This is a genomic window from Cellulomonas chengniuliangii (genome assembly GCF_024508335.1).
GTDB classification, from domain to species: domain Bacteria; phylum Actinomycetota; class Actinomycetes; order Actinomycetales; family Cellulomonadaceae; genus Cellulomonas_A; species Cellulomonas_A chengniuliangii.
The window spans coordinates 1848810-1862830 of the sequence record NZ_CP101988.1; the positions used below are offsets into that span (position 1 = coordinate 1848810).

Consider the following 14021-nt stretch of genomic DNA (forward strand, 5'->3'; position numbering starts at 1 on the left):
GCCCACGGGGGCCTCGGCCAGTACGCCCGCCGGGGAGCAGCACCGCCCCGCGGTGCGGCTCACTCAGGTGAGCCACCACTTCGGCGACGCCACCCGGCCGCCGGTGCTCGACCGCATCGACCTGGTGGTCGCGCCGGGCGAGTTCGTCTGCCTGCTCGGCGCCTCGGGGTGCGGCAAGTCCACCCTGCTGTCGCTGATCGCGGGCCTGGACACCCCCACCGGCGGCGCGGTGCAGGTCGGGCCTCGGCGCCCTGCCCTCATGTTCCAGGAGCCGGCCCTCTACCCCTGGCTCAGCGCGGGGCAGAACGTCGAGCTCGCGTTGCGGCTGCGTGGCATGCCTCGCGCGGACAGGCGCCGGGAGGCCGACCGGCTGCTGAGCCTGGTGCACCTCGACGGCGCGCACCGCCGGCGCGTGCACGAGCTCTCCGGAGGGATGCGCCAGCGGGTCGCGCTGGCCCGCGCCCTCGCGCAAGAGGGGGACGTGCTGCTCATGGACGAGCCGTTCGCCGCTCTCGACGCGATCACCCGGGACGTGATGCACGGCGAGCTGACCCGCATCTGGCAAGAGACCGGCCGGTCGGTCGTGTTCGTGACCCACAACGTCCGCGAGGCGGTGCGGCTCGGGCAGCGGGTCGTCCTGCTGTCCTCGCGTCCGGGGCGGATCGTGCGGGAGTGGACGGTGGCGATCGCGCAGCCTCGCCGCATCGAGGACCCGGCGGTCGCGGAGCTGTCCGTCGAGATCACCGATCACCTGCGAGCGGAGATCGCCAGCCATGCCCGTTGACCGTGAGACCACCACCGCGTCGGCGCCGCCGACTGGCGTCCGCGACCTGGAGGCAGGGCTCGACGCCCTCGAGACCGCCGTCGAGACGACGCGCACCCCCTGGTGGACGACGACATGGCGCGCGTTCTGGCCGACGGCCCTCGCGCTGCTCGTGCTGCTCGGAGCCTGGCAGCTCGTCGCCCAGTCCGGCGTCAAACCCTCCTACGCGCTCCCCCGGCCCGTGGACGTCTGGCGCACGCTGGTCGCCGCGACCCAGGACGGCTCAGCCGTGCGCGCCGCCTGGCTGAGCGTCCAGCGCGGCGGCATCGGGTTCCTGGCGTCCGTGGTCATCGGCGTCGCCCTCGGAACGGCGATGGCGACCCTCCCGCTCCTGCGTCGCGCCCTCGGACCTCTGGTGACAGGGCTTCAGTCGCTGCCGTCGATCGCCTGGGTGCCGGCCGCGATCATCTGGTTCCAGCTGAGCAACGCCGCGATCTTCACGGTGGTGCTGCTGGGCGCCGTGCCCTCGATCGTCAACGGCCTGCTGGCGGGGGTGGACCAGGTCCCGCCGCTGTACCTGCGGGTGGGGCGGGTCCTGGGCGCGTCCGGGTGGACCCGCATCCGGCACGTCCTGCTGCCCGCCGCACTGCCCGGGTTCCTGGGCGGGCTCAAGCAGGGCTGGGCGTTCGCGTGGCGCTCGCTCATGGCCGCCGAGCTCATCACCAACACCCCGCGCCTTGGCGCCGGCCTCGGCCAGCTGCTCAACCTGGGCCGCGACACCAGCGACATGTCCCTGGTCATCGCGGCGATCCTGGTGATCTTCGCGGTGGGCATCCTCATCGAGCTGGCCGTGTTCACCCCGCTGGAACGGCGCATCCTGCACGCCCGGGGCCTGACCGGCCTGAGCGGAGGCTGACCGATGCCCACCAACGACGAGACGAACGCCCACAGGCGCCCGGTGATGCTGGACCTGCGCGGCCGCGACGTCCTGGTCGTCGGCGGCGGGCCTGTCGCCGCCCGCCGCGCCGCGTCGCTCGTGCAGGACGGCGCGAGCGTGCGGGTCGTCGCCCCCGAGCTGTGCGAGGACCTCGCCGCCCAGGCGGCGAGCGGCGCCGTGCGCCACGAGCGCCGCGACTACCAGCCCGGGGACGTCGCCGGCGCCTGGCTCGTGCACACGGCCACCGGTGATCGCCGCACCGACGACGCCGTCGCCGCCGAGGCCGAGACGGCGCGCGTCTGGTGCGTCCACGCCGGCGACGCCGCCCGCGCGACGGCGTGGACCCCGGCCGTCGCCCGGGCGGGCGACGTCACGGTGGCCGTCAGCGCCGGCGGCGATCCCCGGCGCGCCGCAGCCCTGCGCTCGGCCATCTCGACGCTCCTCGACGCGGGCGAGCTGCCCCTGCGGCGCCACCGCCCCGGCGCCGGGCACGTGGCGCTGGTCGGTGGCGGGCCCGGCGCCCCCGACCTGATCACGGTCCGAGGACGGCGCCTGCTCGCCGAGGCCGACGTCGTCGTCACCGACCGCCTGGGACCCCGACAGCTTCTCGAGGGCCTCGCGCACGGCGTCGAGGTCATCGAGGCGGGCAAGGCGCCCCACGCGCACACCCTCACGCAGGCGCAGATCAACGACCTGCTCGTCGAGCGCGCCACCGCCGGCCAGCGCGTCGTGCGCCTCAAGGGCGGCGACCCCTATCTGCTCGGCCGGGGCGGCGAGGAGGCGCTCGCCTGCCGGGCCGCCGGGATCGACGTCGAGGTCGTCCCCGGCGTCACCAGCGCCTTCGCCGTGCCCGCGGCAGCCGGGATCCCGGTGACCCATCGGGGCCTCGCCCGCCAGGTGACGGTGGCCTCAGCGCACGACGGCGCCACCGACTGGGCGACTCTCGCGCGAGTCGAGGGCACCCTGGTCCTGCTGATGGCGGTCGCCGACCTCGCCGCGCGGACGGCAGCCCTGATCGCGCACGGGCGGTCCCCGCAGACACCCGTCGCGATCGTGGAGCGCGGGACCCTGCCCGAGCAACGGACCACCGTGGGCGTCCTGGCCGACATCGCCGAGAAGGCCGTCGCCCGCGGAGTCACCTCGCCCGCGGTCGTCGTCGTCGGGGAGGTCGTCACGATCGCCGCCGAGCTCGGGGACGCCGCCGAGCGTGGGGGCCACCTCGCGGGCCACGGCGGCGCCGACAGCCCCGCTGCCGACCCACGGCCGCGCCGCTAGCCTGGCCCGATGCCCGTGCCCACCCTCGACGTCCTGCTGCCGGTCGAGCGCGCGGGCCAACGCATCTCCCCGCACGACGACGCGGCGCTCAGCGCCCTCTACGAGCACCCCGACCCCGGGGCCGGCGGAGGCCCCTATGTGCGCGCCAACATGATCAGCACCCTCGACGGCGCCGCCACCGGCGCCGACCGCGTCTCCGGCTCGATCAACAACCCCGCCGACCACCGCGCCTTCGAGGCCCAGCGTGGATGGGCCGACGTCGTCCTGATCGGCGCCGGCACCGCGCGCGCCGAGGGGTACCTCGCGCTCGCGGTCCCCGCCTCCTCGAGCGATGCCCGGGCCGCCCGCGGCCAGCTCCCCGGGCTCGAGCTGGCCGTGGTGTCCGCCAACGGCGCGCTGCCCGCGGAGCTGCTCGACGGGCCGCGGCCGCCTCTGGTGGTCACCATCTCCGACCGGCCCGACCTCGACGGCCTGCGGGGCCGCATCGGCCCGGACAGGGTGCTGGTCGCCGGGACGGGGGCGGTCGACCTCCATCAGGCGATCGCAGGTCTCGCGCGCCGCGGGCTGCGCCGCGTGCTGGCGGAGGGAGGGCCACGCCTGCTCGCCCAGTTGGTCGCCCGCGGCCTGGTCGACGAGCTGTGCCTGACCACCAGCCCGATGCTGGTCGCCGGGAGCGGGCCCCGGGTGCTGGACTCCGAACGCTGGATCACCCCGGCGGTCGAGGCCCGTCCCGTGCACCTGCTGCACAGCGGCGGCGTGCTGCTGGGGCGGTGGCTGCTGAGCGGGCCAGAGGACCCGCTACTAGGCTCGCAGCCGTGATAGACACCGTGCTGGTCCTGACCGAGGACTCCCTGGCCCCCGTCGACGTCGCCCACATCCTGCAGCTGCACAACGACGAGCAGTTCGCCTACCGGGTGCTCGTGCCCGCGGACACGGAGCGCAACATGCTGGTGTCCCTCGTGGACAACCTGAGCATGGGTGAGCTGCGTGACGCCCTGGACGTGGTGCTTGGCCGCGAGCCCTCGCCGACGCAGGCGAAGGCCACGGCAGCCGAGCAGCTCGCCTCCAGCCTGGCCGCGTTCGCCGACGCCGGCCGCGACGCCACCGGCGCCGTCGTCGAGGACGATCCGCTCCCGGCGCTGCGGGCCGCGGTGGAGGCGGGCGGCGTCCGGGAGATCGTCGTCGTCACCTACCCGCACGCGCTGGAGGACACGTTCCGCCGCGACTGGGCGTCCCGGGCGCGCGAGGAGCTGAAGGTGCCGGTGCTGCACATGTACTCGGGGACCAGCGAGATCGTGGACTGAGCGTCCGGCAACCGCAGACCCCACCGGATGGGCCCACCCACAATGTTCGACTTCCCAACCCCCCGAGCCTGCCAGGTCCAGAGGACGAGGGGATCCGAGCCGCCCCGGGTTGCGCACACGGGCCGGCCAACCGTGCGGCCACGTCGCTCGAACTACCCGCGCGACATGAGGCACGAGCCCGAGCCCCTATCCCGCGCTGGCCGTCACGGTGACGACGGTGCTGCCCTCGGCAGGCAAGGCGAAGTCGGACCTCTCTGAGTCGGGGAGTTCCACCGTGGTTCCCACACGCACCGAGACAACGATCTCGCCGCTGGAGCCGACCAAGGTGATGGGGTCGCGCGAGGACCGCGCCTTGAGCCCGTACTGGCGGCCGTATGCCTGAGTCCAGGCACTGACCGCCTCTTCTGGTGTGCCGGCAACTTGGTACGCGATATCGACGAACGCGTGCGAGTCCGGGAGCCCGAGACCCCATTGGGACTGCTGCTCACGGCGGCCGAGCTCCGCCGCGGGGACGGGCGCGACGAGGATCGCCTCGGTGCGCACCTCGTCCAGCCGCGGGCCCGGCCCCCCGGTCAACAGTTCGGCGCCCCCCGCAACGGCGCCGACAACAAGGAGCGCCACCACGGTGATCCGCACCCGGCTCCACGTCTGACGACGTGAAGGCGGGCTACTCACGGGACACCCGGTGTCGTTCGCACGAGCGCCACCGAGCCGCTTGCCGCGAGGCACCCGGCATCGACGCGCATGTTGAGAGCCACGGGACCGTTGAGCGACACGCGTGCGGCTGCGGCGATCTGCACGTCGATCTCAGGGTCGGCAACCAGGCCGTTGCGCACGTCCACCGACGGGGCCCCAGTGCACTGGGCGGAGCCCGCGGGGCTAAGAACCCGCAGGACGTGGCTCTGGCCGTCGAGCGACATGACCCGCAGCCCATTGATGACAGAGAGCTGATCGGTGTAAATGACCAGGTCGGCACCGAGGGCGAGCGTCATGCCCTGGAGTGTGACGCCGTCCGCACAACCGCTCGCGCCATGCCGGGTGTCGATGAGCGTCGCGTCGGTGACGACGACCTCCGCGCTGTTGACCGATGCGGCCCAAGGGGCCATGACACACCCCGGGCTCGAACTCAGCCCGGGGGACCACGCGGGCGCGGCGTTCGCGGTAGCCGTCTGGTTCATCCACTGACGCCACGTCAGTTGCCCGAAGCTCGACCACGCGGGGTCCTCAGGGCTGGGGATGATGGAGGCTGCCGGCAGCGTGGGGGCGTCCACAGTGGCAGCCTCCACAATCTCTCCTCCCACAACCTTCGCGTCCTGCAGGTCGGCGAGCGAGCGGGAGTCGATCGATCTGACCGATCCACCTGAGGTGATGGCGCCGGTGATGGTGACCGTTGACTGCAGCCTCACGTCGCCGACAGCGATGATGTCGCCGCCCACTGATGCGCGCGAGTCCATCACGACTGCGCCTCCCGCGTGGACGTCACCCTCGATGCGGCACTCGTTGGTCATCCGAACGTCACCGGCCGCGATCACGCTTCCGCTGATGTGGACCTCGGAGTCGCAGGCGAAGTCCTGCTCCGTCACGACATCGCCGCGCGCCCCAGTGGTTCGGAACTGGTTGGTCAACGTCAGAGATCTCGCCGTGCGGACGGTCGGGTTAGCGTCCTCGCCGGGCTCGCCGGGCTCGCCGGGCTCTGCCAAGTCGTAGCTCGCAGGGCGGGCCAGGGCCTCCTCATCAAGTTCCTCGGCGTTGACAATGGCCAGATCGCTGACGGTGTACGTCCCCGCCGCGAGGCCCGTGGCGTTGAAGCTCACCGCCACGTCCGAGGTGCCGGCCGGAAGCTCGACGTCGACGGATTCCACGTCGAGTGACTGCCCGTCAGGCCCTGTGAGCGTCCCGGCGACCCGGTAGACCCCGGGACGCACAACGCTGGCGCTGGCGCTGGCGCTGGCGCTGGCGACGAGGGTCATGGCCCCCCGGTCCAGCTCGAGCCTCGTGCGGTACAGGCCCAGCTGGTCGACCGGCAAGGAGCTGACCGGGTACGCGCCGGCTGTGCCGAGGTTGTCCATGACCGCCACACGCGCCCGACCGTCCGAGGTGCGCGTCATCACACCATGGGTCAACGTGTACGGGCCGTCCACACCGCCAGCGAGGAGCGCGGCAAGCGGCGCCTGGAGGGTCATCACGCCGGCGCCCTGGTCCAACGTCGCAGCGCCCGGGGCACTGAATGCCAGACCGTCACCGGTCGTGAAGTCGACGGCGAGCTCGTAGTCACCGGGCTGGTCCACCTCGACTGCGATGTCGACGACCAGCGCGTCAACGTCGCCGTCGCCATTGGTGTCGGCCAGCCGGTCGCCGGTGGCGCCGAGGATGCGTGCCGACTCGTCCGCGGCGATCCGAGGTCGCACAGAAGGTCCGCGCCGGCGGCGGGGACTGGTCCGTCGCCTCCGCCCTGCTCGCCAGCTACGGCCTGTCCCCCCTCGACGCAACCGCCCAGGACGGCGAGACCGCAGCCGCGCTGTGGCAGCGCGGATCCGGACTCTCGCTCGCAGACCGCTTCTGCCTCGCGCTCGCCACCCGGCTCGACGTCGTCGCCCTGACAGCCGACACCGCCTGGGGCACATCCGAACGGGTGCGGCAGATTCGCTGAACGATTGTCGAGCCATCCCCAAACTCCCCTCGGCGAGGGCCGACCAGCTCCATGATGACGATCATCTCGCCCTACTAGAAGCACTCCCTGTGGGCTTCGCGCCAACACAGCGCCACCACCTGAGCCACGCCACCCCGCTGGACACGTGTTTCGACGCCCTGTTCCCTCCCGTGGAGCCCTGATGACCAAGTACGAGCTGGAACCCGACGTCCCCGGCGGCTTCGGGGAAGCCACGGTCCTCGACATGGCTTCCTCCCCGCCGAGCGTTCAGGAGCCTGGACTTCATATTCGACGGGTTCGGCGACGACCTCGTGACCAGCGACCCGGTGTTCCTCGTCACCGACCGGCTGCGGACCGCGCTCGAAGCCGCACAGGTCACCGGCTTCCAGTTCGACCACGTGGACGTCAGCACCTCCGAGGAGTTCGACGCGTTTTTCCCCGGAGTGGAGCTGCCACCCTGGCACGATGCGCATCACCGGCGCGCCCGGACGTGACGACGCCTGGTCAGCGCGCCAACGCACGCTGACGGCCTCCCAGCGGTTCATGGACATCCTCGCCGGGTTCAACCTGACGGGGTGCACCATCACCCCCGACCCGCGCTGACACGCCCGCGCGCACTGCGCCGCCAACTGGATGCCGCCCACCGTGGAGCCAGACTGCCTCCCACACCCCCCATGGAGCCCCGATGACCGCGTACGAGCTCGAGCCTGAAGTCCCGGGCAGATATGGGGACGCCACCGTCTTCGACACGACCTTCTACCCGCCGCTCGTCACACGCCTGGACTTCATCTTCGACGGGTGGATGGGCGACGACCTGGTGAGGAGCTACCCGGTCTACCTCGTCACCGACCGGCTGCGTACCGCATTGGAAGCCGCGGAGATCACCGGGATCAACTTCGACCACGTGGACGTCACCACCTCCGACGAGTTCAACGAGGACTTCCCCGACACCGAGCTGCCGACTTGGCACTGGCTGCGAGTGCCAGGCTTCGCCGGGCACGATGACGCCTGGACCGGACTCCAGGGCAGGCTCACCGTCTCCCAGCGGTTCATGGACGTCCTCACCGGCTTCAACCTGACGATGTGCAGCATCACCCCGACCCACGCTGACACGCCCGCGCACACCGCGCCGGCAGCAGCCCCGCAAGTCGAGATGAAGGGCAGGGGCACAGGGCACTACCTGGCCAACCGCGGCGTCCAAGCCTCGACCATGGCCGGCGTGACCATCGCATCCCTCGCCATCGTCGCGGACGAGCACCGGCCCGCGTGGGTCGCGCTGCTCATCGCCTGGGCTGTGGCGAGCGCGGTGGCGGTGACTCGAGCACGGCGACGAGCTGACCGCCCCTGACCGCAAGACCTCGGCGCACCGCGGCAGGGCGCCCCCAGCCGCCGACCGGACGTCACCCCCGACCCGAGCTGACACTCCCGCGCGAGGGGGACTCGTCCCGTCGGCTCGCTGGCGACACGTGAGAAGGGCCGAGTCGCGATGGCGGCCCGGCCCTTCTCCTGTGGTGCGGCGCCCGTGGGGGCGTCTGGGTGTCAGAACCCGGTGCCCGTGACCTCCGGGTAGTACCGGCGGAACTTGCGCACCTGGTTGATCAGCGCGGCGGCGACGTAGGCGAGCCGCCGGGGGGACCCGTCCTTGGCGTAGCGCAGCGGGTGCGCGACCTTGCCAGCCCGGATGAGGCCCTGCACCTGGGACCGCAGCGCCGGGTCGAGCACGTACTTCAGCAGCAGGCTGTTCGGCAGGATCGAGTACAGCACCTGCTCGTCGACCACCACGGGCTCAACGGCGCGGCCCTCGACGCGGTCCGCCACGAGGAACCGCATGGGGTTGGCGCCCGCCGCGGTCACGTAGTAGTTGTTGCGCCCGATCCGCGGGTTGACCTCGAAGAAGCGGTACGAGCCGTCGCGCGGGTCGACCTTTACGTCGAAGTTCGCGAAGCCGACGTACCCGGTGGACTTCAGGAAGTGGCGCGCCTGGTCGAGCATCGGCTCGATCCGGGTGGTGACCATCGCCGCGGGGTTTCCGAGCCCGGACGGCGTGTGCTCCTCGAGCAGCACGTGCGCCGAGCAGAGGAGGGTCGTGGCCCCACGGCTGTCGACGTACGCGGTGATCGAGCGCATCTGCGTGTCGTCGCCCGGGATCAGCTCCTGGACGACGAACCGGCCCCGGAACCCGGTGCCACGCAGCGAGGCCCACAGCTCGTCCAGCTCGCCGGGGGTCTGGATCTCGAAGACCTTCTTCTTGCCGGCGAACTCGACGTCCTGGTAGTCGGCGCTGCTCGCGGCCTTCGCGATGAGCGGGTAGGAGATGTCAACGGGCACGGGGGCCCACTCCTCCTCCCCCGCCTGCGCGAAGTCCTGGACGATCGTGCGCGGGACGCTGATGCCGAGGTCCTGGCAGATCTCCGCGAACGTGGCCTTGTCGGAGATCCGCTCGAGCAGGTCCTCGGAGAGGAACGGCACGACGTAGTGCGGCTCGAGCTCGGCCCGGTGCTGCACCACGACGCGGACCAGCCAGTCGGAGTTGGCCATGAGCACCAGGCGCTTGCCCGGCAGCTCGGCCGCGAGGCTGACCAGCCGGTCCACGAGCTGCCTCGGGTCGTGCCCGTCCTCGACGAGGACGTTGTCGATGATCTGCGAGTGGGCGACGGGGCCGAGCGCGGCGCCGCTCACCACGACGGAGCGCACGCCATAGGCCTCGTGAAAGGACCGCGCCAGCGCGTAGACACCGATGTCGGCGCCCAGGATGACGGGCTGGATCTGCTCGCTCACGCGTCGTGCTCGGCGCGGTCGCCGGACCACTCGGTGTGGAACGTGCCGTGCTTGTCGGTGCGCCGGTAGGTGTGCGCGCCGAAGAAGTCGCGCTGCGCCTGGATCAGCGAAGCGGGCAGCCGCTCGGCGCGGACCCCGTCGTAGTAGGCGAGCGAGGACGAGAACGCGGGCGTCGGCACGCCGGCCAGCGCTGCCTGGGACACCACGCGGCGCCAGGCGGCCACGCCGTTGCCCACCGCGCCCGCGAAGTACTCGTCGGCCAGCAGCAGCGGCAGCTCGGCCTCACGCTCGTACGCCTCGGTGATGCGGTTGAGGAACCGGGCGCGGATGATGCAGCCGCCCCGCCAGATGCGGGCCATGGCGCCGCGGTCGATGTCCCAGCCGAACTCGGCGCTGGCCGCGGCGATCTGGTCGAAGCCCTGCGAGTACGCGACGACCTTGGACGCGTAGAGCGCCAGCCGGACGTCCTCGATGAACGCGTCGCGGTCGGCGACCTCGAAGGGCGTGGTCTCGGCGGGCAGGACGCCCACCGCGGCGGTCCGCTGCGGGACCGAGCCGGAGAGCGCGCGCGCGAACGTGGCCTCGGCGATTCCGGTGATCGGCACGCCCAGGTCGAGGGCGTTCTGCACGGTCCAGCGGCCGGTGCCCTTCTGCTCGGCCTGGTCGAGCACGATGTCGACGAACGCCTGGCCGGTCTCGGCGTCGACGTGGCTGAGCACGTCGGCGGTGATCTCGATGAGGAAGGACTCGAGGTCGCCCTCGTTCCAGGTGCGGAAGATGTCGCCGATCTCGGCAGCGGAGGCGCCCAGCCCCTGCTTGAGCAGGTCGTAGGCCTCGGCGATGAGCTGCATGTCGGCGTACTCGATGCCGTTGTGCACCATCTTGACGAAGTGGCCGGCGCCGTCGGGGCCCACGTACGTGCAGCAGGGCGTGCCGTCGACCTTGGCGGAGATGTCCTCGAGGATCGGGCCGAGCACCTCGTAGGAGTCGCGCGAGCCCCCGGGCATGATGGAGGGGCCGAGCAGCGCGCCCTCCTCGCCGCCCGAGACGCCTGTGCCGACGAAGTGCAGGCCGTGGGCCTTGAGCTCCGCCTCACGGCGGCGCGTGTCCGGGAAGTGGGCGTTGCCGGCGTCGATGACGATGTCGCCCTCGTCGAGGAGCGGGACCAGCTCGGAGATGACGGCGTCGGTGGGGCCGCCCGCCTTGACCATGATGACGACCTTGCGGGGCCGCTCCAGGGAGGCGACGAAGTCGGCCATCGACTCCGACGGCACGAAGGCGCCCTCGTCGCCGTTCTCCTCGATCAGCGACCGGGTCTTCGCGTACGACCGGTTGTGCACGGCGACCGTGTAGCCGTGCCGCGCGAAGTTCCGCGCGAGGTTGCGCCCCATCACTGCCAGCCCGGTGACGCCGATCTGGGCCGTTCCTGCGGGGGCGGTTCCTGCTGCCGTCATGCGCGGTTGCTCCACTTCGTCGCCTGCCGCCCGGCGGGTTCGGGCAGCGCGTTGGGGGTTTTTCTTGCCGGACGCCAGCCTAGCCGCGCACATGCGCGCACTGTGCGGCGTGCCGTACCGCAAGACCGCCTGGGTCCGCCCGTACGCTCGCAGACGTGATCCCCCCTGGTCCGGACGGCGCCCCTGTCGAGTTCGTCCGAGCGCTGAGGTCGTTGCGCGGCGTGCGGATGCGGCCCGAGATCGCGCTCGAGGAGGTCCCCGGCCCCTCGCGCATCGCGCCGTTCAGCGCGGCGCTGACGGCCGAGGTCCGCTCGGCGCGACGCGACCCCGACGCCGCCGAGCTCGCCTCGGGCCGCTTCGTGGTGCTGCACGACCCGGACGGCCAGGTGGCGTGGGACGGCCGATTCCGGCTCGTGACCCTGGTGCGCGCGTCCCTCGAGGCGGAGGTCGGCGCGGACCCGATGCTCGCCGACGTCGCCTGGAGCTGGTTCAACGAGTCCTTCACAGGTGTGGGCGCCAACCCGCACGCTGCGGGCGGCACGGTGACGCGAGTGCACTCCCAGAGCTTCGGCGCCCTCGAAGGGCGCCCCGACCAGGTGGACCTCGAGCTGCGCTTCAGCTGGACCGCGCTGGAGGACGACCTGGCCCCACACCTGCGCGCCTGGAGCGTGCTGCTCTGCACGACGGCAGGACTCCCCCCGCTGCCCGCGGGCGTGGTGCCCCTGCCCCGTCGTCGCTGACCGTCCGCGACACCGGGCAGGCTCCCGGTCGCATGTGCGTGCACCGCCGTGACGGGACGCTGTGACGACCTGCCCCTGGCGGCTCAAGATCCACGCCCGCGCTGCCGATGGCTGGGATACGTACCGAACCCGTCGCCAGGAGAACCACGTGAGCATCGAGCCGTTGCGCAGGAGCGCGACCGTCGTGCGCGGAGCGCCGCCTGTCGCGCGCCGGTCGCCCTTGGCTGCGCCCGAGCCGCCCCCGGGCCGCCGCGGGATCGGTCAGATGTGCGTGGTCGTCACCGACCTCGCGGACGGCGACGGCCAGATCCTGGTGCGCAACGTGCGCCGTCGGGGATCGGGCCGGGTGATCCTGCTCGCACGGCGCGCGGCGCGACGCGAGCTGGTCGGCCTGCTGGCCGGGGGCTTGCGCGGGGCGGTCGCCGGTGAGGCGCACCCGTCGGTGCCGCAGTCCGTCCCCGCCGCGGTGGCTCCTGTCCGAGCCGACCTGACGGCCCGGGAGCTCGGTGTCCTGGCCCTGGTCGCGGACGGGTGCAGCAACCGCCGGATCGGCGAGCTGCTGGGCTTGTCGGCGTTGACCGTGAAGAGCCACCTGGCCCGCATCTCGCGCAAGCTCGGCACGGGTGATCGCGCCGCGCTGGTCGCCCTCGCCATCCGCTCGGGCCTGATCCCCTGATCCCCTGACGCACGACGCGCATCGCCCGGATCACGCGTCCACGCGCAGGCCATGCGCGGCGTGCGCACCGCGACCGGCTGGAGCGCCTACGGTGGAGGTCATGCTCCCCGATCCACCGGGCGCCGACGGCGCCACGCACGACCCCGAACAGCCCGACCTGCCTGAGGACCCCCTCCCCGCCTTGACGGTGAGTGATGACGTGCCGGCCGCCCTCGAGGTGGTCCCGTTGACCGAGCCGGCCGACGGGGTCCCTCCTGTGGTCGACACACCGGAGGGGTTGGCGCGTGTCGTCGAGGCCTTCGGCGCTGGGACCGGGCCTGTCGCGGTGGACGCGGAACGGGCCTCGGGATACCGCTACGGCCAGCGAACGTACCTGGTGCAACTGCGCCGGGAGGGCGCCGGGACAGCGCTGATCGACCCGATCGCCCTGCCCGACCTGTCGTCGCTGTCGGAGGCCCTCGTCGGGGTGGAGTGGGTGCTGCACGCCGCGTCCCAGGACCTGCCCGGGCTGGCTGAGCAGGGCCTCCGCCCCTCGCGCGTCTTCGACACCGAGCTGGGCGCCCGGCTGCTGGGCCTCGAGCGGGTCGGCCTGGCGGCTGTCGTCGCCGAGCTGTTGGGGCTGGGCCTGGCGAAGGAGCACTCGGCGGTCGACTGGTCGACCCGCCCGCTACCCGAGCAGTGGCTGCGCTACGCCGCGCTGGACGTCGAGGTGCTCGTCGAGCTGCGCGAGATCCTCGCGGAACGGCTGGCCGTGGCCGGCAAGGCCGAGTGGGCCGCCCAGGAGTTCGAGGCCGTGCGCCTCGCGCCGCCGCCGGCCCCGAGGGTCGAGCCGTGGCGCCGTGTCTCCGGCCTGCACGCCATCCGCGACGCGCGACGGCTCGCGGTCGTCCGGGAGCTCTGGCTGACTCGTGACGAGAACGCCCGCCAGCGCGACATCTCGCCGGGGCGCGTGCTCCCCGACCACGCGATCGTGGCGGCCGCCCAGGCGCTTCCCCGCTCCGTGCCGCAGCTCGTCGCCCTGCCGGCGTTCTCCGGCAAGGGCACCCGCCGACGGGCGACGCTGTGGCAGCACGCGATCGACCGCGGCCTGGCCCTCCCGGACGCCGAGCTGCCCTCGGTGCGCGGCCCCAAGTCCGACGGCCCGCCGCCGCCTCGCGCGTGGGCGGACCGCGACCCGGAGGCCGCCGCACGGCTGGCCGTCGCGCGCGATACTGTCGGCGAGCTGTCCCAGGAGCACTCGGTGCCCACCGAGAACCTGCTGCAGCCCGATCTGCTGCGCCGGCTGTGCTGGACGCCGCCGAGCCGCTTGGACGAGCAGTCGATCGCGGAGTTCCTGGCCGCGGGCGGGGCCCGGGAGTGGCAGGTGTCGCTGGTGGCGCCGCGGCTCGCGGCGGCTTTCGCGGAGGCCGCGGACTGAACTTCGCCCAGCCCCGAGTTACTCGCG

At 72.7% G+C, this 14021-nt stretch carries 16 protein-coding genes; 12 read left to right on the forward strand and 4 right to left on the reverse strand.

Annotation, left to right across the window (positions count from 1 at the left end; all coding sequences use genetic code 11):
• The first annotated feature begins 67 nt into the window (after positions 1 to 67).
• The 5 genes from NP064_RS08555 to NP064_RS08575 are packed head-to-tail and all read left to right on the forward strand — an operon-like array spanning position 68 to position 4279.
• On the forward strand, positions 68 to 784 hold the full coding sequence (locus tag NP064_RS08555; RefSeq protein WP_308015929.1) for an ABC transporter ATP-binding protein: 717 nt from the start codon (positions 68 to 70) through the stop codon (positions 782 to 784).
• The gene (locus tag NP064_RS08560) at positions 774 to 1679 is read left to right on the forward strand and encodes an ABC transporter permease (protein ID WP_227569230.1); all 906 of its coding nucleotides are present in this window, start codon (positions 774 to 776) and stop codon (positions 1677 to 1679) included. Before NP064_RS08555 ends, NP064_RS08560 begins: the two co-directional genes overlap by 11 nt.
• Before the next feature lie 3 nt (positions 1680 to 1682).
• The gene (gene cobA / locus NP064_RS08565) at positions 1683 to 2975 is read left to right on the forward strand and encodes a uroporphyrinogen-III C-methyltransferase (protein WP_227569231.1); all 1293 of its coding nucleotides are present in this window, start codon (positions 1683 to 1685) and stop codon (positions 2973 to 2975) included.
• A 9-nt stretch (positions 2976 to 2984) separates the two neighbouring features.
• A complete protein-coding gene (locus tag NP064_RS08570; protein WP_227569232.1) occupies positions 2985 to 3794 on the forward strand; it encodes a dihydrofolate reductase family protein in 810 nt (269 codons plus the stop codon).
• On the forward strand, positions 3791 to 4279 hold the full coding sequence (locus tag NP064_RS08575) for a hypothetical protein (protein WP_227569233.1): 489 nt from the start codon (positions 3791 to 3793) through the stop codon (positions 4277 to 4279). Before NP064_RS08570 ends, NP064_RS08575 begins: the two co-directional genes overlap by 4 nt.
• Positions 4280 to 4465: 186 nt before the next feature.
• Here the strand turns inward: NP064_RS08575 and NP064_RS08580 are convergent, their stop codons facing one another.
• Both NP064_RS08580 and NP064_RS08585 read right to left on the reverse strand, forming a co-directional pair.
• On the reverse strand, positions 4466 to 4915 hold the full coding sequence (locus NP064_RS08580; protein WP_227569234.1) for a hypothetical protein: 450 nt from the start codon (positions 4913 to 4915) through the stop codon (positions 4466 to 4468).
• A 35-nt stretch (positions 4916 to 4950) separates the two neighbouring features.
• Positions 4951 to 6249 (reverse strand): bactofilin family protein, encoded by a 1299-nt coding sequence (locus tag NP064_RS08585; RefSeq protein WP_256813520.1) that lies wholly within the window; start codon positions 6247 to 6249, stop codon positions 4951 to 4953.
• 404 nt (positions 6250 to 6653) lie between these two features.
• Here NP064_RS08585 and NP064_RS08590 point away from each other — a divergent pair, with 404 nt between their 5' ends.
• The 4 genes from NP064_RS08590 to NP064_RS08605 all read left to right on the forward strand — a co-directional run bounded on the left by NP064_RS08590 (position 6654) and on the right by NP064_RS08605 (position 8277).
• The gene (locus NP064_RS08590) at positions 6654 to 6929 is read left to right on the forward strand and encodes a PIN domain-containing protein (protein ID WP_227569236.1); all 276 of its coding nucleotides are present in this window, start codon (positions 6654 to 6656) and stop codon (positions 6927 to 6929) included.
• A gap of 311 nt (positions 6930 to 7240) precedes the next feature.
• A complete protein-coding gene (locus tag NP064_RS08595; RefSeq protein ID WP_227569237.1) occupies positions 7241 to 7423 on the forward strand; it encodes a hypothetical protein in 183 nt (60 codons plus the stop codon).
• Complete coding sequence (locus tag NP064_RS08600) at positions 7395 to 7532, forward strand: hypothetical protein (RefSeq protein WP_227569238.1); 138 nt, start codon at positions 7395 to 7397, stop codon at positions 7530 to 7532. Before NP064_RS08595 ends, NP064_RS08600 begins: the two co-directional genes overlap by 29 nt.
• A gap of 82 nt (positions 7533 to 7614) precedes the next feature.
• Entirely contained in the window at positions 7615 to 8277 is a 663-nt protein-coding gene (locus tag NP064_RS08605; protein WP_227569239.1) for a hypothetical protein, read from the forward strand.
• A 191-nt stretch (positions 8278 to 8468) separates the two neighbouring features.
• Here the strand turns inward: NP064_RS08605 and NP064_RS08610 are convergent, their stop codons facing one another.
• Entirely contained in the window at positions 8469 to 9707 is a 1239-nt protein-coding gene (locus tag NP064_RS08610) for a carboxylate--amine ligase (protein WP_227569240.1), read from the reverse strand.
• On the reverse strand, positions 9704 to 11161 hold the full coding sequence (gene gndA / locus NP064_RS08615; RefSeq protein WP_227569241.1) for an NADP-dependent phosphogluconate dehydrogenase: 1458 nt from the start codon (positions 11159 to 11161) through the stop codon (positions 9704 to 9706). Before gndA ends, NP064_RS08610 begins: the two co-directional genes overlap by 4 nt.
• A 155-nt stretch (positions 11162 to 11316) precedes the next feature.
• Here gndA and NP064_RS08620 point away from each other — a divergent pair, with 155 nt between their 5' ends.
• From NP064_RS08620 to NP064_RS08630, 3 genes are all read left to right on the forward strand, one after another.
• Complete coding sequence (locus NP064_RS08620; protein ID WP_227569242.1) at positions 11317 to 11901, forward strand: DUF3000 domain-containing protein; 585 nt, start codon at positions 11317 to 11319, stop codon at positions 11899 to 11901.
• A gap of 148 nt (positions 11902 to 12049) precedes the next feature.
• The gene (locus NP064_RS08625; protein WP_256813521.1) at positions 12050 to 12577 is read left to right on the forward strand and encodes a helix-turn-helix transcriptional regulator; all 528 of its coding nucleotides are present in this window, start codon (positions 12050 to 12052) and stop codon (positions 12575 to 12577) included.
• Between the two features lie 100 nt (positions 12578 to 12677).
• The gene (locus tag NP064_RS08630) at positions 12678 to 13994 is read left to right on the forward strand and encodes an HRDC domain-containing protein (protein WP_227569243.1); all 1317 of its coding nucleotides are present in this window, start codon (positions 12678 to 12680) and stop codon (positions 13992 to 13994) included.
• Positions 13995 to 14021: the final 27 nt, after the last annotated feature.

Bases quoted from the DNA above. Each gene is read 5' to 3' on its own strand.
- NP064_RS08605 (WP_227569239.1), top strand. From the start codon at position 7,615: ATGACCGCGTACGAGCTCGAGCCTGAAGTCCCGGGCAGATATGGGGAC.
- NP064_RS08560 (WP_227569230.1), top strand. From the start codon at position 774: ATGCCCGTTGACCGTGAGACCACCACCGCGTCGGCGCCGCCGACTGGC.
- gndA (WP_227569241.1), bottom strand. From the start codon at position 11,161: ATGACGGCAGCAGGAACCGCCCCCGCAGGAACGGCCCAGATCGGCGTC.
- NP064_RS08585 (WP_256813520.1), bottom strand. From the start codon at position 6,249: ATGACCCTCGTCGCCAGCGCCAGCGCCAGCGCCAGCGCCAGCGTTGTG.
- NP064_RS08630 (WP_227569243.1), top strand. From the start codon at position 12,678: ATGCTCCCCGATCCACCGGGCGCCGACGGCGCCACGCACGACCCCGAA.
- NP064_RS08570 (WP_227569232.1), top strand. From the start codon at position 2,985: ATGCCCGTGCCCACCCTCGACGTCCTGCTGCCGGTCGAGCGCGCGGGC.
- NP064_RS08600 (WP_227569238.1), top strand. From the start codon at position 7,395: ATGCGCATCACCGGCGCGCCCGGACGTGACGACGCCTGGTCAGCGCGC.
- cobA (WP_227569231.1), top strand. From the start codon at position 1,683: ATGCCCACCAACGACGAGACGAACGCCCACAGGCGCCCGGTGATGCTG.